Annotated in this window: 26 protein-coding genes; 11 read left to right on the top strand and 15 right to left on the bottom strand. The window is 55.1% G+C overall.

Features of this window, described 5'->3' with window-relative positions; all coding sequences use genetic code 11:
• Window positions 1-12: 12 nt before the first annotated feature.
• From NFC81_RS04565 to rpe, 7 genes are all read right to left on the bottom strand, one after another.
• The gene (locus NFC81_RS04565; RefSeq protein WP_304996354.1) at window positions 13-189 is read right to left on the bottom strand and encodes a hypothetical protein; all 177 of its coding nucleotides are present in this window, start codon (window positions 187-189) and stop codon (window positions 13-15) included.
• The gene (trpC, locus tag NFC81_RS04560; RefSeq protein ID WP_304996353.1) at window positions 189-989 is read right to left on the bottom strand and encodes an indole-3-glycerol phosphate synthase TrpC; all 801 of its coding nucleotides are present in this window, start codon (window positions 987-989) and stop codon (window positions 189-191) included. The genes NFC81_RS04565 and trpC overlap by 1 nt, the downstream gene beginning before the upstream one ends.
• Entirely contained in the window at window positions 986-2032 is a 1047-nt protein-coding gene (trpD, locus tag NFC81_RS04555) for an anthranilate phosphoribosyltransferase (RefSeq protein ID WP_304996352.1), read from the bottom strand. The genes trpC and trpD overlap by 4 nt, the downstream gene beginning before the upstream one ends.
• A complete protein-coding gene (locus tag NFC81_RS04550; protein WP_304996351.1) occupies window positions 2032-2655 on the bottom strand; it encodes an aminodeoxychorismate/anthranilate synthase component II in 624 nt (207 codons plus the stop codon). The genes trpD and NFC81_RS04550 overlap by 1 nt, the downstream gene beginning before the upstream one ends.
• A gap of 9 nt (window positions 2656-2664) precedes the next feature.
• Window positions 2665-4149, bottom strand: coding sequence for an anthranilate synthase component I (gene trpE / locus NFC81_RS04545; RefSeq protein WP_304996350.1), 1485 nt, complete (start codon window positions 4147-4149; stop codon window positions 2665-2667).
• Window positions 4150-4307: 158 nt separating this feature from the next.
• Entirely contained in the window at window positions 4308-4982 is a 675-nt protein-coding gene (gph, locus tag NFC81_RS04540; protein WP_304996349.1) for a phosphoglycolate phosphatase, read from the bottom strand.
• A 1-nt stretch (window position 4983) separates the two neighbouring features.
• The gene (gene rpe / locus NFC81_RS04535) at window positions 4984-5658 is read right to left on the bottom strand and encodes a ribulose-phosphate 3-epimerase (protein WP_370529888.1); all 675 of its coding nucleotides are present in this window, start codon (window positions 5656-5658) and stop codon (window positions 4984-4986) included.
• Window positions 5659-5741: 83 nt separating this feature from the next.
• Between rpe and NFC81_RS04530 the strand changes: the two genes are divergently transcribed.
• Window positions 5742-6716 (top strand): DUF3530 family protein, encoded by a 975-nt coding sequence (locus NFC81_RS04530; RefSeq protein ID WP_304996348.1) that lies wholly within the window; start codon window positions 5742-5744, stop codon window positions 6714-6716.
• On the opposite strand, the gene djlA is transcribed toward NFC81_RS04530, so the two are convergent.
• Complete coding sequence (gene djlA / locus NFC81_RS04525; protein WP_304996347.1) at window positions 6717-7523, bottom strand: co-chaperone DjlA; 807 nt, start codon at window positions 7521-7523, stop codon at window positions 6717-6719.
• A 281-nt stretch (window positions 7524-7804) separates the two neighbouring features.
• Between djlA and NFC81_RS04520 the strand changes: the two genes are divergently transcribed.
• The 6 genes from NFC81_RS04520 to NFC81_RS04495 are packed head-to-tail and all read left to right on the top strand — an operon-like array spanning window position 7805 to window position 14287.
• Window positions 7805-10111, top strand: coding sequence for a hypothetical protein (locus NFC81_RS04520; protein ID WP_304996346.1), 2307 nt, complete (start codon window positions 7805-7807; stop codon window positions 10109-10111).
• A 5-nt stretch (window positions 10112-10116) separates the two neighbouring features.
• Window positions 10117-11355 carry a peptidylprolyl isomerase gene (locus tag NFC81_RS04515; protein ID WP_304996345.1) on the top strand — a complete coding sequence of 413 codons (1239 nt, stop codon included), beginning with the start codon at window positions 10117-10119 and terminating at the stop codon, window positions 11353-11355.
• Entirely contained in the window at window positions 11352-12341 is a 990-nt protein-coding gene (gene pdxA / locus NFC81_RS04510) for a 4-hydroxythreonine-4-phosphate dehydrogenase PdxA (protein WP_304996344.1), read from the top strand. The genes NFC81_RS04515 and pdxA overlap by 4 nt, the downstream gene beginning before the upstream one ends.
• Window positions 12325-13110, top strand: a complete 786-nt coding sequence (gene rsmA, locus NFC81_RS04505; protein ID WP_304996343.1) for a 16S rRNA (adenine(1518)-N(6)/adenine(1519)-N(6))-dimethyltransferase RsmA — start codon at window positions 12325-12327, stop codon at window positions 13108-13110. Before pdxA ends, rsmA begins: the two co-directional genes overlap by 17 nt.
• On the top strand, window positions 13107-13475 hold the full coding sequence (gene apaG / locus NFC81_RS04500; RefSeq protein ID WP_304996342.1) for a Co2+/Mg2+ efflux protein ApaG: 369 nt from the start codon (window positions 13107-13109) through the stop codon (window positions 13473-13475). Before rsmA ends, apaG begins: the two co-directional genes overlap by 4 nt.
• 2 nt (window positions 13476-13477) lie before the next feature.
• Window positions 13478-14287 (top strand): symmetrical bis(5'-nucleosyl)-tetraphosphatase, encoded by an 810-nt coding sequence (locus tag NFC81_RS04495; protein ID WP_304996341.1) that lies wholly within the window; start codon window positions 13478-13480, stop codon window positions 14285-14287.
• Window positions 14288-14339: 52 nt separating this feature from the next.
• Here NFC81_RS04495 and NFC81_RS04490 read toward each other — a convergent pair whose 3' ends face one another.
• Together NFC81_RS04490 and NFC81_RS04485 are read right to left on the bottom strand one after the other, a co-directional pair.
• Window positions 14340-15560: a flagellar assembly protein T N-terminal domain-containing protein gene (locus NFC81_RS04490; RefSeq protein WP_304996340.1), complete on the bottom strand. Its 1221-nt coding sequence runs from the start codon at window positions 15558-15560 to the stop codon at window positions 14340-14342.
• A 41-nt stretch (window positions 15561-15601) separates the two neighbouring features.
• Window positions 15602-16216 carry an LPP20 family lipoprotein gene (locus tag NFC81_RS04485; RefSeq protein WP_304996339.1) on the bottom strand — a complete coding sequence of 205 codons (615 nt, stop codon included), beginning with the start codon at window positions 16214-16216 and terminating at the stop codon, window positions 15602-15604.
• 151 nt (window positions 16217-16367) lie between these two features.
• Here NFC81_RS04485 and NFC81_RS04480 point away from each other — a divergent pair, with 151 nt between their 5' ends.
• Window positions 16368-17615: a multifunctional CCA addition/repair protein gene (locus NFC81_RS04480; RefSeq protein WP_304996338.1), complete on the top strand. Its 1248-nt coding sequence runs from the start codon at window positions 16368-16370 to the stop codon at window positions 17613-17615.
• On the opposite strand, the gene NFC81_RS04475 is transcribed toward NFC81_RS04480, so the two are convergent.
• Together NFC81_RS04475 and NFC81_RS04470 are read right to left on the bottom strand one after the other, a co-directional pair.
• Entirely contained in the window at window positions 17577-18206 is a 630-nt protein-coding gene (locus NFC81_RS04475) for a flavin prenyltransferase UbiX (RefSeq protein ID WP_304996337.1), read from the bottom strand. The genes NFC81_RS04480 and NFC81_RS04475 overlap by 39 nt on opposite strands.
• Window positions 18206-19069, bottom strand: a complete 864-nt coding sequence (locus NFC81_RS04470) for an acyl-CoA thioesterase II (RefSeq protein ID WP_304996336.1) — start codon at window positions 19067-19069, stop codon at window positions 18206-18208. Before NFC81_RS04470 ends, NFC81_RS04475 begins: the two co-directional genes overlap by 1 nt.
• Before the next feature lie 159 nt (window positions 19070-19228).
• Here NFC81_RS04470 and NFC81_RS04465 point away from each other — a divergent pair, with 159 nt between their 5' ends.
• The gene (locus NFC81_RS04465) at window positions 19229-19831 is read left to right on the top strand and encodes a hypothetical protein (protein ID WP_304996335.1); all 603 of its coding nucleotides are present in this window, start codon (window positions 19229-19231) and stop codon (window positions 19829-19831) included.
• Between the two features lie 51 nt (window positions 19832-19882).
• Here the strand turns inward: NFC81_RS04465 and NFC81_RS04460 are convergent, their stop codons facing one another.
• Entirely contained in the window at window positions 19883-20458 is a 576-nt protein-coding gene (locus NFC81_RS04460) for an alpha-ketoglutarate-dependent dioxygenase AlkB (RefSeq protein WP_304996334.1), read from the bottom strand.
• On the opposite strand from NFC81_RS04460, the gene NFC81_RS04455 reads away from it, so the two are divergent.
• Both NFC81_RS04455 and glp read left to right on the top strand, forming a co-directional pair.
• Window positions 20458-20802: a hypothetical protein gene (locus NFC81_RS04455; protein ID WP_304996333.1), complete on the top strand. Its 345-nt coding sequence runs from the start codon at window positions 20458-20460 to the stop codon at window positions 20800-20802. The genes NFC81_RS04460 and NFC81_RS04455 overlap by 1 nt on opposite strands.
• A 21-nt stretch (window positions 20803-20823) precedes the next feature.
• The gene (gene glp, locus NFC81_RS04450) at window positions 20824-22062 is read left to right on the top strand and encodes a gephyrin-like molybdotransferase Glp (protein ID WP_304996332.1); all 1239 of its coding nucleotides are present in this window, start codon (window positions 20824-20826) and stop codon (window positions 22060-22062) included.
• Window positions 22063-22074: 12 nt separating this feature from the next.
• On the opposite strand, the gene NFC81_RS04445 is transcribed toward glp, so the two are convergent.
• Together NFC81_RS04445 and NFC81_RS04440 are read right to left on the bottom strand one after the other, a co-directional pair.
• Window positions 22075-22560, bottom strand: coding sequence for a MarR family transcriptional regulator (locus tag NFC81_RS04445; protein ID WP_304996331.1), 486 nt, complete (start codon window positions 22558-22560; stop codon window positions 22075-22077).
• Window positions 22561-22570: 10 nt separating this feature from the next.
• Entirely contained in the window at window positions 22571-23005 is a 435-nt protein-coding gene (locus NFC81_RS04440) for a chemotaxis protein CheW (protein ID WP_304996330.1), read from the bottom strand.
• Between the last annotated feature and the right edge of the window lie 37 nt (window positions 23006-23042).

Below are 23042 nucleotides of genomic sequence, written 5' to 3'. Positions count from 1 at the left end.
GGGTTGGCATCCTTAGCCAAACCCGCGGAACAGCATAACGATCCCTGCGGTCGCCATCGCCCCCATTGCCACATACATCAACACCTTGCCCTGCTGCTCAGTCAAATGAACCGGGTATTTCTTGGTCACGGTCACCAACACGAAGAGCGCCAAAAAGAGTAGGATCAAGATCTGTAAAATCGGTGGCATTATAAAGTCCCCGCAAAGAGTTCGGCCAGTTTTTCACCCGGTTCCGGCGCGCGCATAAAGGCTTCGCCGACCAAAAACCCACTGACTTGACGTGCTCGCATGGCGGCCACATCGTCTTGTGTCAATATACCACTTTCCGTTACCACAAAGCGGTCGGCACAGGCGTCTAAAAGTTCATACGTGGTATTCAGTGTCACCTCAAAACTATGCAGGTTGCGATTATTAATGCCCAGTAATCGATTACCAATCGGCAGGGTGCGCTCCAATTCTTCCCGGTTATGCACCTCAATTAAGACATCCATTCCCAAGTCCAACGCCAAGGCATTCAACTCAGCCATGCGTGCATCGGTCAATGCGGCCGCGATCAATAGAATACAGTCTGCACCCAAGGCGCGTGCCTCAATCACCTGATAAGGGTCAACCAGGAAATCCTTACGAATAACCGGCAAACGGCAGGCTGCACGCACATCTTGCAGATAGGCATCGGAACCTTGAAAGAAGTCTACGTCAGTCAGAACTGATAGGCAGACCGCCCCGTGCTTAGCATAGGACTGAGCGATATTAGCCGGGTCAAAGTCGGGCCGAATAACACCCTTACTGGGTGATGCTTTTTTGATTTCGGCGATCACCGCCGACTGCCCTGCGGCTTTCCGTTGCTCCATTGCAGTCACAAAACCACGCGGCGGCTCGACATCATCAAAGTGCGCGCGCAGATCCGACTCAGTGCGCAGCGCTCGACGCTCTGCTACTTCGGCGTGTTTGCGTGCGATAATCTTCTCTAATACGGTCGGCAAACTCATGCGCTGGCGTCCTCGGTATAAACTCGGGTAAAAGCGGCGTACTCGCGCATTTTCTCTAAGGCCAAACCGCTGCCCATGGCGTCCTGCGCCATACTGACACCCTGCTTTAGCGTATCAGCAATACCTGCCACATAGATTGCAGCACCGGCATTCAAAGCCAGTATATCCATGGCTTTCTGACCATTTTTATCTTTACCACCGGCCAATGCCGACTGGATTAACGCTAAACTTTCGGCAGCACTGTCTACCACCAAGCCACTGAGCGTTTGTGTCTCAATACCCAGTTCTTCCGGCGAAATCTGATAGGTGGTGACCTGCCCATTTTTCAGTTCAGCCACGGTGGTCGGCGCCGCCAAACTGATCTCGTCCAGGCCATCTTTGGCGTGTACCACCATGACATGCTCACTGCCTAACCGCTTCAAAACGTTAGCCAGCGGCTCGCATAGCCCCGCTGAGAAAACCCCCAGTACTTGGCGTTTAACACCAGCAGGGTTAGTAATAGGACCTAACATATTGAAAATCGTCCGCATGCCCATTTCTTTGCGCGGGCCAATAGCGTGTTTCATGGCGCTGTGATGAGCGGGCGCAAACAGAAAGCCCACGCCGATGCTATCTACTGCCCGAGCAACTTGCTCTGGGGTCAAGTTCAGATTGACCCCAGCCGCTTCCAGCACGTCAGCGCTGCCAGACTTCGACGACACACCACGGTTGCCATGTTTGGCAACCCGACCACCGGCGGCGGCTACCACAAAGGCAGCGCCGGTCGATACGTTAAACAGATTCTGGCCGTCGCCACCGGTTCCGCAGGTGTCGACCAAGCCATCCGAATTCACCTCGATCTTGGTGGCCAGTTCACGCATTACCAAAGCAGCACCGGTGATCTCTTCCAGGCTTTCACCGTTCAAGCGCAAACCCATCAGGAACGCGCCAATCTGTGCGGGGGTACACTCACCCGTCATGATTTGCCGCATGACGGACTGCATTTCATCTTGATCGAGATGCCCATGTTCGGCAATTCGACCCAAGGCTTGCTGAATGTTCATTATTGCGCATCTCCTACCGGTGGTGCATAACCAGGCTGATTGCGCCGCTTACTTAAGAAGTTCTGCAACAAATCATGCCCATGTTCGGTCAGAATGGATTCCGGGTGAAACTGCACGCCCTCAATATCCAAGGTTCGGTGTCTTACCCCCATGATTTCATCCAGACTGCCGTCGTCTTTTTGTGTCCAAGCCGTCACTTCCAAACATTCCGGCAAAGTATCCTGAGCGATCACCAGCGAATGATAGCGGGTGGCGGTATAGCCTTGCTTCAAGCCCGCAAACACGCCACTGTTGGTGTGATAAATGGGACTCGTCTTGCCGTGCATGACGGCTTTCGCACGTACGATATCACCGCCAAATGCCTGCCCAATACTCTGGTGCCCCAAACAAATGCCCAATATGGGGATCTTGCCGGCAAAATGCTCGATGGCAGCAACGGAAACACCTGCTTCATTGGGCGTACAAGGGCCAGGTGACACCACCAATTGCGTCGGATTCAAAGCAATGATTTGGGCCAGCGTCATCTCGTCGTTGCGTACCACCTTAACGTCGGCACCTAACTCACCCAAGTACTGCACGATGTTGTAGGTGAAGGAGTCGTAATTATCGATCATTAATAACATGCTGCACCCCTACTCGACACTTAAGCCGCGACTGACCAATTCTGCGGCACGAAAAATCGCCCGCGCCTTATTCATGGTCTCTTTCCATTCCAAGCGCGGCACAGAGTCGGCCACAACACCAGCGCCTGCTTGCACATAGAGCACGCCGTTTTTGATCACTGCCGTCCGAATGGCAATGGCCGTATCCATATTGTCGTTCCAACCCAGATACCCCACAGCCCCACCGTAAATGCCGCGCTTCACTGGCTCCAGCTCGTCAATGATCTCCATGGCACGAATCTTGGGCGCCCCGCTGAGTGTGCCCGCCGGGTGGGTAGCGCGCAATACGTCGATGGCGCTCACATCGTGGCGCCGCAAGGCGTTAACGTTCGACACGATATGCATTACATGCGAATAACGCTCTACCACCATCTGATCCGTCACGCGCACGCTGCCGGTACGCGCGACACGCCCGGCATCGTTGCGTCCTAGGTCAATCAACATAAGGTGTTCAGCAATCTCCTTCGGATCGGCCAGCAGTTCTTCTTCCATGGCCTTGTCCTGCTCCGGAGTCTGCCCGCGATGCCGTGTACCGGCAATCGGACGCACGGTAATTTCATCGCCTTCAACACGGGCGAGAATTTCCGGTGAGCTACCCACCACCTGGTGATCACCCAGATCCAGAAAGAACATGTAAGGGGACGGATTCAAGCTGCGTAGAGCACGATAAAGGTTAAGCGGCTCATAAGGAAAGGGGGCACTGAGGCGCTGCGAAGGTACTGCCTGCATGATATCGCCGGCCAGGGTGTATTCTTTGATGCGCTCGACCGCAGCGTGAAACTCGGCCTCACCAAAGTGGCTGGTAAAGTCGCTTTCTTGCAGGTGCTTGCCTTGCGGTGTGGGTAGATCCGGCACCGGGGCGTCGTGTAATGCCTTCGCCAACTCGTCGAGGCGCTGCTGCGCTTTGGCGTAACTGCCCGGTTCAGCAGGATTACCATGCACCACAAATTGAATCTTGCCAGCAAGGTTGTCGAAAATTATCACTTCGTCCGACACCATCAGCAAAATATCGGGATTACCGATGTCATCCGGTGGTGTTGATTTCGCCAAGCGTGGTTCGATGTAGCGCACCGTGTCGTACCCGAAGTAACCCACCAAACCGCCATTAAAGCGCGCCAGACCCGGGATCTCAGCCACGCGAAACGGTGCTTTGAAATCCTCAATAAAGGCTAAAGGGTCTTCATGATGAGCATGCTCTTCGATGACTTGCTCATCACGCAACACACGTACGTGGTGGCCACGGACTTCGATGTATTCCCGGCACGGCAGACCGATGAAGGAGTAGCGTCCCCATTTTTCGCCGCCCTGTACCGACTCAAATAGATAACTGAATGGGCCGCGTGCTAGCTTGAGGTAAGTCGACAGAGGGGTATCTAGGTCAGCAAGTATTTCCCGAGTTAAAGGGGCTCGGTTATAGCCCTGTGCTGCCAGGGCATAGTATTCCTGTTCGTGCATCTCAATCATTCCGTCAAAGGATGGCGTCCACGAGCGAAGGCTCGCGCTATACAGCTACGATGGTTGACGTTCAGCGACGCCATCGACGGGCATCTGAGGCCCAGAGCAGATGAAGAGACACACACAGGTTCATAGTAACCATTCGTTCAAGCAGAAAGTTAGGCTGAAACTTTACTGAACTGTTTAGCATTGCGCAACACCCAATCACCGCATTCCGCCAAGGTATTACCATGGAAGTCAGCTCCGGTGATTTCCTCGCCGTGGTTGTAACCCCCTGCCAGTGCGACCACCGACATACCGGCAGCGCGCGCTGCGCCGACATCGTGCCGACTGTCCCCGACCATCACCGAGTCGCTCACCGACACACCTAAGCGCGCACAGGCTTCCAGGATGGGCAATGGATGCGGTTTCCGCTCGTCGAGATCATCACCGCAAATCACCACCGGTAACCAGCGATTCCAATGCAAAGCTGCTAACAGCGGTTCGGTGAAGGCGCGTGGTTTGTTGGTCACCAGCGCACAAAGAATGCCCTGGCTAGCCAAGTTCTCCAGCAACGCAGTGGCACCTGCAATTTCTGGCGTGCCGGGAATATGCGGCATATAGCTAGGAAAAAACTGCGCAAACAACTCGTCCGCGCGCTCCGGCGCGCCAACGGCGGTAGCCGCCTTTAGAGTCAGGACCGGCGTACCCTCCCCAATCCAATGGCCGACTTGTTCCTCAGTCACCCCCGGTAGGCCCAACAACGCTAAGGCGTCCTGCAAGCCTAGCGCGATGGTCGGTAAACTATCAACCAGAGTGCCATCGAGATCGAACAATACGGCCTTGGGTGTCATATCAGCCCGCCACCTTCGCCAGTTCAGCACGCATTTCCGCAATACGTGCGGCGTAGTCAGGCGCGTTAAAAATAGCGGAGCCAGCCACAAACATATCGGCACCGGCTTCCGCAATGGCGCGAATGTTGTCGACTTTCACCCCACCGTCGATTTCCAGACGAATATCACGCCCGGACGCCGAGATACGCTCACGCGCAAGGCGGAGTTTATCGAGCGCAGTCGGAATGAAACTCTGCCCACCAAAACCCGGATTAACCGACATGATGAGTATCTGATCCACACGATCCATCACATAATCAAGATAATGCAGTGGAGTGGCAGGGTTGAACACCAAACCGGCCTTACAGCCGCCGTCTTTAATCAACTGCAAACTGCGGTCGATATGCTCACTGGCTTCCGGGTGGAAGGTAATGATGTCTGCCCCCGCCTCAATAAAGTCACCAATCAGCCGATCTACTGGTTGTACCATCAAGTGCACATCGATGGGGGCTTTAATGCCATAATCGCGCAGTGCTTTACAGAACATCGGCCCCATGGTCAGATTAGGCACATAATGATTGTCCATAACATCGAAGTGCACAACGTCAGCGCCGGCGTTTAACACAGCCTCAACATCTTCACCCAGTCGGGCAAAATCGGCTGACAGAATGGATGGAGCAATAAGGTAGTCTGACATAATATGACCTTTTATTTCGGTTTAACGCGGATGCAGCGATTAACAGCAACAGCAATTGAAAGTGGGCGGGGGCATTGTAAACAATGAGTCGCAGCAACGCATGGTTTTTAGGGGTCGGTTTTTGCCTATTGTTCGCATCTGGGTCAATTGTGGCTCAGCAAGCACCAGACGATGAACCAGAACCAGCCCCTGTAGCACCAGCCGAAGCACCGCCCAATCCAATGGATTTAGAGCGCGTCATGCCGCCCCCAGAGCAAGGCAGCTTCGACTTAGAGCTGCGTTATTTAAACCAGTTGCCGGCGGAACAATTTGTTCGCTTGCAGGCCAACGGCGTCGAGTTTGCAACGCTGTGGCGTAATCAAGAAACCGGCAACCCGCAAGGGGCATTGTTGATTGTGCACGATAACGGCCACCATCAAGACTGGCCACATGTTGTGCGAGACTTACGGCAATATTTGCCCGTTGTCGGTTGGTCAACGTTATCCATTGCGATGCCGCCGGTACCCGCCCCCCGAGTCCCTGCTCGCCTGCTGGACAATGACGACATTGTGCCCGGCTCAGCGGCCGGTTTCGAGCCGGACGAAGACTACCTCCCCATGGTGGATGCTCGTATCGAAGCAAGCATCAACGAGTTGATTCGACGAGGCTACTTAAACATTGCCTTAGTCGGCGTGGGCAGCGGCGCCTATCAGGTCACGCGTTTTATCACGACCAACGCACCAGAAGGCGACGGTTTTGGTTTCGGTTTAATTATGCTGGATGCGCGACCACAGGACACAGCAGCACTTGCTGCATTATTGGCGCAGCTTGATGTACCTGTCTTGGATTTGTACTTAAACCGCAGTGCGCATTCTGCCCAAGCAGCTCAGCAGCGCCGAGCGGCATTGAATAGAGCAGGACAAGGTAACAATCTGGTACAGGTGCGTGAACAAAGCTCCAGTACAAATTATCGCGCATCGCCCAACGTTGTGACTCGGCGTGTCTGGGGTTGGTTGCGCAGCAACATGAGTGGTCGCGAAGCCGACATTATCAATAGCGGCAACGGAGGAGGCGGATAATCAAGTCGCGTTCTTGCGTGCCACCTTGATAGCGCTATAAGCCGCCTGAATACCCTGCACTTTTTCTTTCGCAAGCTTTTGCATGCTGTCGGGCAGTCCTTGCGACATAAGCTTATCGGGGTGATGCTGACTCATTAAACGACGATAAGCGATTTTGATGGTTTTGTCGTCGTCACTCGCTTTTACCCCCAAGACATCGTATGCCTCCTGCAACGTCATATCCTGGGTACGCCGTGGGCCGGCTGAGCTTTGTTGATGCGTCTGCCAAGCGCGTTGCGCCAACACCCGCCGATGAATGTATTCGAATTGAATACGGTTGACCGACAGCGCATCGCAAACACGCTGCAGCAACACACGCTCGGCCGGATCTATACGGCCATTGGCGTAGGCGGTTTGAACCAGAGTTTCTAAGAACAACAATAATAACGACGGGTGCGGGGCTAGCCATGCCGTCAACTGCCGAAGCTGCTCATCACGGTCAAAATCCGGAGACTTGCCTTGGTTAAACAACTCCACGGCGCGTTCACGCTGTGCGGGGGTCAACCCAATGCGCGTCATAACACTGCGTGCGAAGGCGATATCAACTTCTTCTACACGGCCTTTGGCTTTAGCCATATGGCCCATGAACTGAAAGGTAGACTCGAAAAACTGCGAATGAACCTGCGGCGTTGCAGGCCCGGATGAACGCCGCAACATGCGGGCGAGCAACTGATCAATGCCATGCCCCACCACCATACCCAACAGCATGCCAAATGGGCCGCCTCGATAAAGACCGATCATTGCACCCAGTGCCTTGCCCCACCACATAGAAACCCCCTAATTTGCCGCCACGATCATCTACACTGAGGAGCATGTAAGCCTGCGAATAAACCATGGCGCCTGCTCAGGCCTTTCTATATCATGACGCGCAATGTTACCACCCGTACACAGAGGCAGCATTGACCTATCTTAAGCGAAAGGACAGTTCCCAACAGGCCGCATCTTATAATGAGGCGCGCCGCTACACGCAAACCCTGTCGGCATCGAGATCAACCTTGAAGAGTAAAGCAAAGGTTAGCGCAGCGCAAAGATGCTGGCGCCCATGCACCTTGTTGTTCATTCCTCTCTGTAGTGCCTTAACACAAGCCCAGGAGCCTGTTGGCGGTTATCTGGATTGGGTCTTTTATGATGCCCTCCCCGCCGAGCAACGCAGTCTAATCTCAACACAGTGTCCGGGCGGCTTTATTGACCCTTGGACTGAGCCAACGTTAGAAGCGGGCGCTCTTGCCGTTGAGTCAGGCCGTCAGTCAGGCAACATGAATGGCGTCTTGACGTTTCTTGATGACGTCGTCATTACGCAGTCGGTCATGCGTCTGTACGGCGAACAATTGGACTACGACACCCAGGCAAACGAAGCTCAGTTGGTCGGTGGCGGCCTAATTCGGCAACCAGACTTGGCAATTACTACCCGTGCAGCCACGGCATCGACGGTAGATCCTTTGTTCCAACTCTATGATGCGCAGTACGTATTGCACCTCTCACAATTGCACGGAGCGGCGCGATCAGTCGAGCGCGACGCCAACATTTATCGTTTAGAACGCACCTGGATGACGCGCTGCGCTCCCGGCCGTTTTGGCTGGTCACTCCATGCACGCACCATGACCGTGAATATGGACACCGACGTCGCCAGCGGCTATCACGCTTGGCTGAGCGTCGGCCCCGTCCCCGTGGCCTACACACCGTACTTCCGGCTGAACCTGAATCAACAGCGCAGCACAGGCTTGTTAACGCCTGGCTATCGCTATCAAGCAGCGTATCAACAGCATCGTGTCAGCACGCCGTTTTATTGGAACATTGCGCCCAACATCGACAACACGACGACCACCGACTGGTTGATCGGTGGTGACGCTGCAGACGGAGCGCCACAGACGGTGCACATCAACCAACAATGGCGCTACCTGAATCGCTATCTGTACGCCGAAATTGAAGGCGGTATCTACCCCGGCTTTCAGGACCCGAACGACGACGCCTTAAGCTGGGGCTATAAGCTCAACATCAGCAATTACGACAGCGCTCTGGAGTGGACTCTGGACTATCAGGCCGCCAGTTCTGACCAGTACTACCCGGAGTTTCATTACGCCGACTACACACCAACGTTTACCAATCGGTTGACCCTCGGTTATGAGAGCGACGGCGGGACACGTTATCGCGTCAATGTCGAACAGCAAACCGTATTGAGTGAAGCGGCCAAAAGAAGCGACCTAACCTACGTCGAGCAACCCGGCATTCATATTGTGCAGCCCCTCCCCAGCTTTGGCGCTTGGCGTCTGCGCGGACTGTATGACTGGGAGCGCCGCTTCAAGATTCAACCCGACTACTTGACCATTACCCCCAGTAATTTTGACCCGTATGAAGGCGTGCGCCTGCGCAACCGTTTGGAACTGAACCGCACCGACCGCTGGAGCCAGTGGACGTTGCAGCAAACCTATACCGGTGATCACACGCTTTACTACCTTCCAACAATATCCGATCACCCGGCGCAGAACGATAACCGCTGGCTGTACGACACCCGAGCACGCCTGTCGTACCAATGGGATATTGGTGCGCGCCAACGCGTGACACCCTTCGTGCTGCACCAGTACCGTCCGCTGGTTGACCAGACGCAGTTGCCACAGATGACCAGCGCAGACCTTCTACCCGACCAAAACCGCTTAACGGCAGGTACGGACTACCGCTACCGCAGTGGTCCCTGGACGCTCACAAGCGGACTGCAGCAGCGTGTTGATGTGACACCTACTCGTCTAAGAAAGCTCAGCAACTCCGTCATCATTGAAGACCGAGAAGAGGGTGACCAGTTCCAACCAGGTCCAGTCACCTTGCGCGGTGGCATTAACTTCGCTGACGTACACGACCTTTCCGCCAACGCGGTCTGGGAGCCGGAGAAAGATGTCAGCTTGGGCTTCTTTGATCGTGAGTACCCGCTATCGTCCGTCACTACCGCCTACCGCTATCGTGAAGGTAGACGTGGAGCTGACCTAGCGACCACATGGCGGCTTGGCGAGCTAACCGACGAACAAAAGTACTTCACAGTGAACGCTTCCGCCACACTGCCCATCACGACCTATTTTGGGGTGATCGCCTACGCTAACTGGGCGCAAGATTCGGAAGAAGATGAACTCCTTTTGACTGATACGATATTAGGCCTCGAATACGACGGTTGTTGTTGGCATATCCAGTTAGCAGGTCAACGAACCGTCAAAGATGAGGCTGAGCAGTCGCAACGCTTGGCGTTGTTCGATACCATACAACTTAACCTAACCCTAAAAGGTCTGGGCAGTGTCGATTCTGGTGCATTACAGGATCGTATTCGCGACAACATCCCCAGTTACCAGAATCAGTTGTTTAATACTAAGTAAGGCTTATGAAACGAATTCTCACCGCGCTGTGCCTTGTACTCTTGCCCGTGGCCGTACAGGCTGAAAAAGTCTTGCTCGACCGGATCGTGGCTGTTGTAAACAACGATGTCGTCTTGCAGAGCGAGCTCGATGCCCGTGTTCTGGACATACAGCAGCGTTACCGCGACAACCCAGCGGTATTGCCGCCACGTAGCGAGCTTGCCAACCAGATACTGGATGCCTTGATTCTGGAACAGGTGCAGGTGCAAAAAGCCGCCGAAGCCGGCATTACCATCACCGACGCCGCATTGAATAACGCGTTAACGGACATCGCGGCGCGCCAAGGTATGGACCTACTGGCCTTCCGCAATGCCTTAGCCCGCGAAGGCATTAGTTATGACAACGTGCGTCGACAAGTACGCCGTGACATGCTGATTCGCCAAGCTCAACAGCGTTTTGTGGCGCGGCAGATTCAAGTCTCCGATGCGGAAGTGAATCAGTACTTACAAACGCAAGTCAGTGCAGCACTGCAAGATGTAGAATATCGCCTGCAGCACTTGTTGATTGCACACTCCGATTCAACCGCAGAAGCCACAGCGCGCAGCATTGCAGACACCATCAATTCCAGCGCACAAACGTTACAAGCGGCGGCCACCGGTCGCACGGTGCAAGACCTCGGCTGGCGCCGCGCAGAATCATTACCCAGCTTATTGCGTGAGCCTGTGCGTGGCCTATCTACCGGCTCAGCACGGGTCTTTGAAAGCCCTAACGGTTGGCATGTTGTATTTATGGCCGATCAGCGCGGTAGCGCCACTCAAGCCGTCACCGAATATCGTACGCGGCATATTCTGGTCAATGAAACACGTGGCCTATCTGCCGCCGCTGCAGCAGAATTCGCCCAAGACCTCTACCTTCAACTGACCGAGGAAGGTGCCGATTTCGCGGATTTAGCCCAACGCTATTCGGTCGATAACAGTGCACAAGACGGCGGCAACCTCGGCTGGAACCCAGCGGAAGTCTTCGTACCAGAATTTGCTGACGCCGTACGGAGTACGCCACTCAACCAATACAGCGCACCGTTTCGTACAACCTTTGGTTGGCACATTCTGCAAGTACAGGATCGACGCGAAACTGACCAAACCCTGACCGCTCTGCGCGAAAAAGCCCGTGAGCTGCTGTTTGATCAGAAGTATTCCGAAGCTTTGCCGCGCTGGCAGCAAGAAATTAAAAACAGCGCCTACATCTCGCTCCGGAATGAGCCATGAAACCACTGGCGTTAACGTCGGGAGAGCCAGCGGGAATAGGGCCTGATATCTGTTTGCAGCTGGCCGCTGACGCACAACAATTTCCAACTGTGGTGCTCGGCGACCCGACATTGTTTGCTGAGCGAGCGGACACCCTGAATTTGTCCATCAAGATACGAACCTGGGTGCCCGGCGAGCCCGCCGCGCTCGGTGGGCATGAATTGACCCTGCTGCCAATAACAGCGCCTGAAGTCGTTGTGCCTGGCGTTTTAGAGCCCGGCAATGCACGCTATGTACTCGCGCTACTGGATAGCGCCCTGAATGGCATCCAGCGCGGTGAGTTCAGTGGTATGGTGACCGCGCCCGTACAAAAGAGCGTGATCAACGATGCGGGTATTGCCTTCAGTGGTCATACCGAATATCTGCAGGCGCACGCCGGCGTGGATGACGTCGTCATGCTGCTCGCCAGCGACAAACTGATGGTTGCCTTGGTGACTACGCACTTGCCGCTCAGTGCCGTCTCTGCTGCCATTACACCCGAGAAGCTGCAGCGCATTTGTCGCATCATGCACCATGACCTGCAATACAGCTTTGGCATCGGTCAGCCACGCATTCTGGTGTGCGGTTTAAACCCACACGCGGGTGAAAATGGCCACCTTGGCCGCGAAGAGATCGAAGTGATTACCCCAACCCTAGACGCGCTGCGCGCGGAGGGTCTTAACCTCATTGGCCCGCTCCCTGCCGACACGCTGTTCACAACCCGTGTTTTGACCCAAGGCGATGCGGTACTGGCTATGTACCATGACCAAGGCCTGCCGGTGTTGAAACACCAAGGTTTTGGCAACGCTGTCAATATCACCCTAGGCTTGCCATTCGTGCGCACCTCGGTGGATCATGGCACCGCATTAGACTTATCCGGCACTGGCCAAGCCGATACTGGCAGTCTGCGCACCGCGCTCGACTACGCTCAAAAAATGGTGGAGGCACGCAGTGCACAGAGCGCGTAAACGATTCGGACAGAACTTTCTGCACGATCAACACATCATCCAGCGCATCGGCAATTCGACCGGCGTCACCGCAGCGGATCACGTGGTTGAAATAGGCCCCGGCCGTGGCGCACTGACTGAAGTCCTGCTGGCGACCGGCGCCAAGGTAACAGCAATCGAACTGGACAGAGACTTGCTGCCTATTCTACGGACGCAGTTCTTCAACGCAGACAATTTTACCGTGATCGAAGGCGATGCCTTGCGCTTTGACTTCAGTACACTCGCCACGGCAGAAAAGCCCATTAAACTGGTGGGCAACCTGCCCTATAACATCTCAACACCGCTGATCTTCCATCTACTGGAGCATCGCAACCACATCATCGACATGCACTTTATGCTGCAAAAAGAAGTGGTTGATCGCCTCTGTGCCGAGCCGGGCACAGGGGCCTACAGCAAACTGACGGTAATGGCGCAGTATTATTGTCGTCCGGCGTGGCTGTTTAACGTCCCGCCCGGCGCCTTCACCCCGCAGCCTAAAGTCGACTCGGCCATCATTCGCTTGGTGCCACGTCCCGCCGAAGAGCTTAACGCCAAAGATGCCCGCTTGCTGTCGCGATTGGTACGCACGGCCTTCTCTCAGCGCCGCAAAACCATCCGCAACAACCTTAAAAATGATTTCGACATCGACCTGCTCGAAAAAGCCGGTATTGATGCCGGGGCGCGCCCGGAAGTGATCTCAGTCACAGACTATGTGCGCCTGAGCAACCTGATCGCGGAGGCAAGCCAATGACGGCGGTCGCAGTCCGAGCCAAGCCACAGTACTTGGCCGAGCAATCAAATCCTGACCAGCAACGCTATGTCTTTGCGTATACCATTCTGATCAGCAACGAAGGTGAAGAGCCAGTGCAACTATTGCACCGCTTTTGGCTGATCACCGATGGCAATGGCCAAACACAGGAAGTCTACGGCGAAGGGGTCATAGGTGAGCAACCAGTCATTGAGCCCGGTGGCACCTATGTCTACACCAGTGGAGCCGTCTCGCAAACCGAGGTAGCCACCATGCAAGGCTATTATGAAATGGTCACCGCGGACGGCGAGCCGTTTCGCGCCGACATCCCAGTATTCACATTGGCCGTACCCAATAGGCTTAACTGACCATGGCACGCTACGCCGTAGGCGATCTGCAGGGTCACCTTGATCCACTACTACAACTTCTGGCGCAGGTGAAGTTTGACCCGGCGCAGGACGAACTGTGGTTGGTTGGCGACCTCGTCAATCGCGGTCAACAAAATGCCGACATACTGCGCTTCTTACGCCAACTCTCGCAGTGCCATGTGACACTCGGCAATCATGACTTACATCTGTTGGCCGTTGCCCATGGCGTTCGGCCGCCGCGCAGCAAGGACACCTTCACTGACATACTGGACGCCCCTGATCGGGTCGAGCTACTGCACTGGCTGCAAACACGCCCCTTGCTGCACCGCTGTGAACGCACCCAGAAGGTGATGACGCACGCTGGTATTCCGCCCTGCTGGAGCGTTGACCAAGCAGCCGCTCTGGCGCATGAGATGGAAGCCGTATTGGCCGATCCGACTCTGGCTGCCCGTTTCTTTGCCACCATGTACGGCAATCAACCGGATCAATGGCACCAAGACCTCACCGAGGAAGACCGTTGGCGCACCATCACCAACTACTTTACCCGGATGCGCTTTATCACCGCCGACAGCCGTCTTGATTTTGATCATAAGGAAACGTCCGATCACCCGCCAGCAGGCTGGACGCCGTGGTATAGCGCCCGTCAACCGGACGGCTGGCAAATCATCTTTGGGCACTGGGCGGCGCTGATGGGGAATACCCAGCGTGACGACATGGTCGCACTGGATACCGGTTATGGCTGGGGAAATTGGCTGACCTTGCGGGATATAGACACTGGCGAACAATGGCGTTGTGACGCCCCTGCCAGCTAACCCCGCGCCGAAATAGTCAGGCTCGGGGCCAGTAGATCGGGCGAAGCCCAACCTACCAAGCAATCACCAAGTCGTCTGGCTGTAAATTCAAACGTTCAACGCGTACCGGCAATTCCGCAATCGCGAAGTGGGGCTGTACTTGCGTCACACGCGCCACCAACTTGGTGTCGGTCAACTGCGTATAGTCTTGCTGATCACGGTCAAAAAAGGTACTGGTGCGATAGACACCTAAGTTGTCGCCAGGCCGCAAGCCTGATTCCGCACCCATCTTGATAAAGATCGTCTGACCATCTACCTGCGCGATGTTGGCCATGAAGGGCTGGCACTCCACCGTGGCGTAAACGTCTTCAACCACCTGATCAAACAGGCGCTGTACCTCTCGACCAAAATCAGAGCCGAAGAACTTGGGCGTGGCAAACCCGACTTTTTCGTTCGAACGGAAGTCCCAAGCACCTGCTGCACTGTAACGACTCTGGAACACCAAGGCACCGCTGTAACCGTCGTGAATGTAGACATCAACAACCAAGTGGCGCTGCATCATACGACCACGCTGAGTCAACGCCGCCAATAGGCCATCGGACTCATCACGGTTACGCTCTACCTCTTGCATGCCGAGGTCGCGTACCACGCCAGACACCACGAACTGAACACCCAAATCCCGCGCCGTATCCACGGCCCGTGTCAGCGTATTGCGCGCCGACACGCGTGTCGGCGCCGTGGGAATGGAGGGGTACATCATTAGGTAACTGGCGTTGAGTGCACGCACTCCACCCAAGCCATTCAGCTCATTCACCAAGTGTGACGGCAAGGAGCGGTCAACGGCGCCCAAGTGCCCCAAGGTAGTTTGCGTCGGATCTTCCAGCGCGAACCCGGTAACGGCTAAGCTCTTCGAGTAATCGTTAACCACATGATTAGCGCACATCTGGCTCTCAGACACTCGCGCCTCAATGGCGACGCGGTACATGCTTCCGACCGCACCTTCACTGACCACTTCTACCGCTGTGACCTGTGCCGCTGAATTAATGCGCAAGTAGTCCATGCTCAGTCGACCATTTTCAACCACCTGTGAAGAGCGCACTTGTGAACTGGCCTGCATCGACGCGTTTTGAATGGCCGCCCGCAGAGCCCGAACCCGAGCGCTGTGAGTATCACCATAGATAATATCCGCCTGCCCTTCGGCTTGGACGAATCGCCCGGCGGTCACGTGAGCCATGTCCTGCGCGAACAGCAAGGGACTCAACATTAATATCATCAAAAAGGTAACAGTTTTCATGGCAAACCATCCTGCGTTTATCGAGTTAGACCACGACTGCATTACTGAATGAAATACAGTCCAGTTTCACCGGGGCGTATACCCTGACGCGACATGTTATTACGATTGAAGGAATCCAGATCATGCACCACTTGGGTAGCACACTGACCATTTTTGCGCACTTGGTTTTCATTCACCAAACAGTTGCGGAATCCTTCATCGATCACCATTTCAAGCACCGTTTCGTAACTGCCATCTGGCATCACATCTTGGGATACTACGCGAGCACCAAAGATGTACGTGTCCACATAGGTACGGAACCGATCGTTCTGCACAACCATGTTTTCTACCGTGGTGTTGCCGCTGATCGCAGTACCATAAACTCGCTCGGCGAGTGTACGGTAGGCGTCCAACTTGGATGCCCGCATCGCCATCAAGCGCTTCTGCACCGGTGTCATACCGGTCGAAGTCTCATTGATGGCACCAAAACCGCTCACCCGCAGAACCATTGGGTCCATAGGGGGTAAGCGCTCGTTGATGAAGCGAACTTCTTCAACGATGGCATCGATTTTTTGTTCCCGCTCTTGCTCTGCCGCTCGGCTGCCCAACAGGCCACAACCCGTCGTTGCCAACAGTGCCAGACTCATTATTGCTGTGTTTTTCATCATCTGATTCATAATCCGGGGCTCCATATGCGCTGTTCTGCCCAATGCTATCCTCGTTGTTGTCGGCGCTGCGCGAAAAATCCTTAGCAAAATCTGCATGACATTTCACTGATGCTCGAAATTGCTGCCGACAGGGATAACGCCATCAGGCATAATGTGCGCTATGCAAGAAGACATTAGCTCAAAATCCTATCTGGTTGGCGGCGCGGTACGTGACCGACTGCTGCACTTGCCGGTTAAAGACCGAGACTGGGTGGTGGTCGGTGCCACACCCGATGAATTGCTGCGCGCTGGATACCGCCAAGTCGGTGCAGACTTTCCTGTTTTTCTGCACCCCGAATCGCAAGAAGAGTATGCCCTGGCGCGCACGGAGCGCAAAAGCGGCTTAGGTTATCAGGGCTTTATCTGCGATTTCTCACCGGACATCTCCTTAGAAGATGACTTGTTGCGCCGTGACCTGACCATCAATGCCATGGCAGAAGCGACGGATGGCACCCTGGTTGACCCTTATGGGGGAGCCCAAGACCTGCAAGCCAGATTACTGCGCCATGTCTCACCCGCCTTTGCCGAAGACCCTTTGCGCGTGCTCCGTGTTGCCCGCTTCGCCGCCCGCTTCGCCGACCTGGGTTTTGAGATCGCTCCGGAGACCCTCGCTTTAATGAAGGCGATGGTTGAGTCAGGTGAACTGGCCAACCTCACTCCCGAACGTGCCTGGCAAGAAACCGAAAAAGCCCTGCTGAGTAATCAGCCATCTGTCTACTTCATGACCTTACGCCAAGTCGGTGCTCTGCATATCCTGATGCCCGAACTGGACGCCCTCTTTGGTGTGCCGCAAACCATGCGCTTTCACCCCGAAGTCGACACCGGCATGCACACCATGATGGCACTGGATGCCGCGACGACCCTCACCGATCGCATCGACGTGCGCTTTGCAGTGCTGTGCCATGACTTTGGTAAAGCGGCCACCGATACCGAACGCCTTCCCAGCCATCATGGACATGAACGCAGTGGTGTGGCGCGTGTAGACGCCGCCTGTAAGCGACTGAAAGTCAGCAAGCGACTGCACCAACTGGCGCGCCTTACTGCAGAATGGCACACCCATTGTCATCGGGTATCAGACCTGAAACCGAGCACGGTGCTTAAGGTATTGGAGGCGTTTCGAGCATTGCAGGACGGTACACAGCTGGAAGGGTTTGTGCTGGCCTGCAAATCAGACGCTCGAGGCCGCAGTGGCTACGACCAACTGGCTTACGAACAAGCCGATTGGTTGTTAGCGGCACGAGAGGCGGCAGTGGCCGTCAGCACGAAGCCACTGCTAGAGCGCGGACTGAAAGGCCCCGCCTTGGGCGATGCGTTGCGCAAGGCGCGAACGCTAGCCATCGGACAGGTGCTCACCCCATTGCGGCAGTAATGTTTGCGGCAATCCCAGACTGTTCAGAACGCGCGCCACAATAAAATCGATCATGTCATCCACGGATTGCGGCTTATGATAAAAGCCCGGACTGGCCGGCAATACGACCGCTCCGGCGTCGGTTACCGTCAGCATGTTCTGGATATGAACTCGTGAATAGGGGCTTTCGCGCAGCACCAGAATAAGCTGACGACGCTCTTTCAAAGCCACATCTGCGCAGCGCTCGATCAAATTATTACTGGCCCCCGTGGCAATCGCCGACAGTGTACCCGTGCTGCACGGACACACCACCAAACCACGCCACAGTGCCGAACCGCTGGCCACTGGCGCCGTCCAATCTTCCCGCCCGAACACTTGGAGAAGTTCTGGGTCAAACTGCCAACGCTCCTGCAAGAACTCATGAATAGCGGCAGGCTTTGCCGGCATCGCGACGTCAGTCTCCAGCGCCATCACCATAAGCGCAGCCTTGGAGATCATAAGGTAAACCGGCTGACCGGCACGCAACAACACTTCAGTCAGGCGCAAGCCGTACTGAGCGCCAGAAGCACCGGTAATACCGATGGCGATCGGTGCCGCAGGACTTGTAGACATCACTCCATGTCCCGCAGGCGCATCAAGCCTTCTTGCGCGGTCGAGGCCACCAACACACCGTCACGATTGAAAATCTGGCCACGCACGAAGCCTCTGCCATGATCTGCTACCGGGCTATCGGCCACGTACAACAGCCAATCGTCTAAGCGGAAATTGCGGTGAAACCAAATGGTGTGATCAAGGCTGGCGATCTGCAAATTACGTTGCATGATCGACACACCGTGCGGCATCAATGCAGTTTCGAGAAAACCGTAATCCGATGTGTAAGCCAGCATGGAGCGGTGCACGCTCAAATCGTCTGGCAAGGGTGCGGTTGAACGAATCCACATATGGCGCTTGGCTACACCGACGCGAGGGCGGAACGGATTCTGATTTTCGACAATGCGAAATTCCACTGGACGCTCAGCGGTAAACTGCTTACGCACCCGTTCGGGGATCTCATCGGCGTGACTACGATACAGGTTCAACTCGCTTTCCAACTTTTCCGGCCCGGGGACACTGGGCATGGTCGCGCTGTGCACCAGTCCGGCTTCTTCCGCCTGAAACGAGGCCGTCATGACCAAAATAGGCCGGTCGTGTTGCGATGCGACCACACGACGCACACTGAAACTACCGCCATCGCGCACCGCTTCAACGTCGTACTGAATGGGCGCGTCCACATCGCCAGCGCGCACAAAATAAGCGTGCAAAGAGTGTGGTATACGGCCTTCTACGGAATACGATGCAGCTGTTAAGCCTTGACCGATGACTTGGCCACCATATACCTTGGGGTAGCCAAGGTCTTTACTGCGCCCTATCCAAGTTGTATCAGAGGTTTTTTCCAGACTGAGTAAGCTGATGAGATCAGCAACCACTGTGTCCATGCGTAAATGTACCTATTGTAAATGTCGATTTACGAAAAAAGTTGAACCAGTTCTCACCCTAATTGGCTCTTGTTCACATTTCCAGCAAAAGCGACCTATTAATCGCCTCAAGCGTAACTATAGTTGAACGTAAGCAGCAATCATGCGGGAGGCTACAAAATGTCGCACATTGCTTTACAAAAACAAAGCAATGCTGACCTCGAATGGAATCTGGCACTGACCGGGTCGCGCCAGAGCGCCATTGAGTTTGTCATGCATTTTGAAAGCAGACTTTGCGTATACAGCGCCTCAGTCGAGCAGTTGTACACCAATTACACCATCAATTTCGCCAGCCGGGCAGACTCCCCAATGGTGATTTTGCCGAACCCCTATGCTTTTCACGACACCTACAGTCACGTTTCTGCGTCCGCTGTTCGAGACACTGGGCTATTTATTATACCGGGCGAAACCGTGGGCAAGCAGGGTCTGCATCTGATTTCTCGACATAAGCAAAAAAATGTTTCGGCTGCACCGATTCCGTTTCGCCATGCGCTGAAGAAAATTCTAGCCACGCAGGATGGTCAGGACCCTTTCCTGCCGATTCTGGTCAAAGGGGATTTGCGTGAGTTCGATGCGCGCACGCCCTGCCTGCACCTGCATCGGCTCAAGCTACCGGAGTTGAAGTCGATGTCGGGGTTCGAGCGCCAATCGATCAAACGAGCCATCAATCAGAAGTTGTACGTACTGTACAAGCACGCCGACCGCATCAACCTGACTCGGTAGGGCGTAGGAGGCCAGCCCCCTGGCCGAATGTTCGCGCAGAGGGCTGCGCTCCTACGGTGCAGCCGGTAAAATTAGGCGATAGGTCAAATTAATGCGCCCCTCGGTCACGCGTGCTGACTTGGGCACGGAATGCTCCCACTCGCACTGACTGCGCCCCCGCATCACCAAGACATCACCGTGCTGCAGCAAGTACTCCACTTTCTGCCGCGGCTCAACCTTGCGACGCAGAAGAAAGCGCCGCGCCTCACCCAATGACACCGACACAATCACTGGCTCCGCGCCTAACTCAGGCTCGTTATCAGAGTGCCAACCCATGCTGTGCTGCCCATGCTGATACCAATTACACAGCACGCTATTCAAGCCAGCATCTGCGCTCTGGGCCAACCGCTCGGCTAATGTCTTTAGCCGCGCATCCCACGGCACTGGCTGATAGGTCTGACCTGAGTAACGATATGGCCGATCCCCCATCCACACCAGCAAACGTGGCTGCAACAGCGTGCGGCCAAACAGTCGAATCGACTCTTGGCGCCACGGCAAAGCCGCAACACAATGCTGATATAGCTGATCTGCCTCCACAGCTGTGAGATAATTCGGCCAGTACTCAATATCGGGAAGCAGAGCAGACAATGTCGACCTCAGCAGAAAGCGCCACCCTGTGGCTACAGGAAAAAAAACCGTCTTCGGACACCATAGAGCAGATGATCGTCAAGTTGAACGAACGCATTGAGCGTTCAGGCTGGTCAGACGAGGAACTGCAAGGCTCCATCGAAGCGCTCGATGTACTCGAGGCGGAACTGCAAAGTCGCGCACCGGGTGCAAGCGCCCCATCTTCGCCAGTCGACCAGCCAACCAATCACGCCGTAGAACTGGACACATCGCCATTAGTGAGCCACGATCATATAGCATCAGAACGCCCACCTGAAGAAAAGCGCGCGCTGTTCGAACAGCTAAAACAACAAATAAAGGCTTAAACCACAGAAGAGGACACAGTAATGGACAACCAACCGCCATCCAGCTTACTGCCCATGGATATCGCGCTGGACCGTCTACGAGAGGCGCTATTGCCTATTACTGAGTCCGAACTTTCGCCGCTGGAATACATCCTAGGGCGCACACTGGCCGAGCCCGTGGTTGCACCGATCAATGTACCGCCCTCAGACAACTCAGCAATGGACGGCTATGCCGTACACATCGACATCGCAGCAGCACCCGGTACTCAATGGCACGTTATCGGCACGGCGCTGGCTGGCGCGCCTTGGGAAGGCACAATCCAATCGGGCGAGTGCGTACGCATCACCACCGGCGCAATGCTGCCCGACAACGCTAATACCGTGGTTATTGAAGAGGATGTCAGTCTCGACGGCGATACCATCACACTGCAAGAAACCTTGGTACAGGGTGAACACGTTAGACCCGCGGGTGACGATGTCGTCAAAGGCGATGTGGTTTTGGCATCGGGTAAGACACTGGGCGTGGCCGACATCGGCTTGTTGGCCGCCATGGGTATCGCAGAAGCGGAGGTGATCCGGCCACTGCGCATTGCGCTCTTTGCCACCGGCGACGAACTGAAGGAACCCGGCGCAACCTTGAAACCGGGGCAAATCTACGAATCAAACCGTGTGGCACTGACCCACTTACTCAAGAGCCTACCGGTCGAGATCACCAACCTCGGCATCCTACCGGACGACCCCAAGCTCCTGCGCGAAACCTTTTTGGCGGCAGCAGATTCACACGACATTGTCATATCAACCGGTGGGGTTTCAGTGGGTGACGCTGACTATACCCGTGAGATTTTGCAAGAGATCGGCGACATCGCCTTTTGGAAGCTGGCCATAAAACCGGGCAAGCCAGTGGCATTTGGTCGACTTAACAACGCCTGGTTTTTTGGCTTGCCGGGCAATCCCGTGTCAGCCTTGGTGACCGCGCATCAAATTCTACTACCAGCGATACGCTATATGGCAGGCCAAGACTGGCATGAGCCCTTCCGTTTGAAGGCTGTAGCCACCAAAACGTTCCGCAAGAAGCCCGGCCGCATGGACTTCCAGCGCGCTATTCTGACACGAAATCACCAAGGCGACTGGGAAGCCGAACCCACATCCGGCCAAGGGTCCCATATGCTGCTCAGCTTTACACAAGCCAACGGATACGCAGTGATTCCAGCAGAGAGCGGGGACATTCCTATTGGCAGTGAAGTCACTGTCGTGCCTTTTGGCGCCGAACTGCTCGGCTAGTCGGCCAAAGATTTATTCGGGATGACTGGTTAACACGCCCACATCCAACACCGGCGAGGCATCCAGTTCGTGCGCGTCCATCAGCAGCGCGACACGTTGGAGCGACGATACGATCATCTGTTGCTCCCACGACTCCAAACGATCAAAGCGCTCAACAAAATGCTGCTGCAACAAGCGCGGTGCATTGTTCAGCACCTCTCGTCCCTTGTCACTCAGCCACAGGTTAACCTTACGCTTGTCGCGCTCATCACGCTGCCGCATGATCAAACCGCGATGCTCTAACCGCTCGACAATGTTGGTTACCGTGGCCTGACTCAATGATACTTCGTCAGCGATTTTCGACGTATTATGGAACCGCTCAGAACCGATGGCGTGCATGATCAAAATTTGCGCAGACGTCAGGCCAGACTCTTTCACCAAGCGACGCGAGTGGACATCCGTCGCCCGAATGATGCGACGAATGGACTCGATGACTTCAAAATGCTTTTCTTCGTTCATAGGCCTAACCTTAATCCTCGCCCGCAGGCAACAAACGCTCTAGATCTAGCGCGACATAGAGCCATGGGTCACGATAAATAGTGCCCAGTACAGCATCACCATCGCTGGTTTTTTCTAACTCATCGGCACTGAACTGCAGAATAGAGCCGGTTTCATCAATCGTCATTGCTTGGGTACTTTCCGCGCGCTCCACGATCACAATGGAGGCCTCCTCGGCATCCACAGCATTTTTAGTGGCTTGTTTGGCGCTACCGCCCGCCGCCTTCAAGAGCGCAGCGCCATCGTGTACGGCGATGACTTCTCCGCGAACTTCGGCGATACCGTTGACCGTCTCCGCCGCCCCCGGTACGGGAGCACAGCGTACGTTGGGCAACACCTCGCGCACCGAAGACAGTGAGGCACAATACCAAGTATCGCCAATTCGTAAGCTCAACCAATCGTCCATCACCTTAACTACAACCTCGCACACTCATTCATTTCAA

Source organism: Salinispirillum sp. LH 10-3-1, assembly GCF_030643825.1.
In the GTDB taxonomy this organism is placed as follows: domain Bacteria; phylum Pseudomonadota; class Gammaproteobacteria; order Pseudomonadales; family Natronospirillaceae; genus Salinispirillum.
The sequence above is the reverse complement of the archived record's forward strand: the minus strand, read 5'-3'. Positions and strand labels throughout refer to the sequence as shown.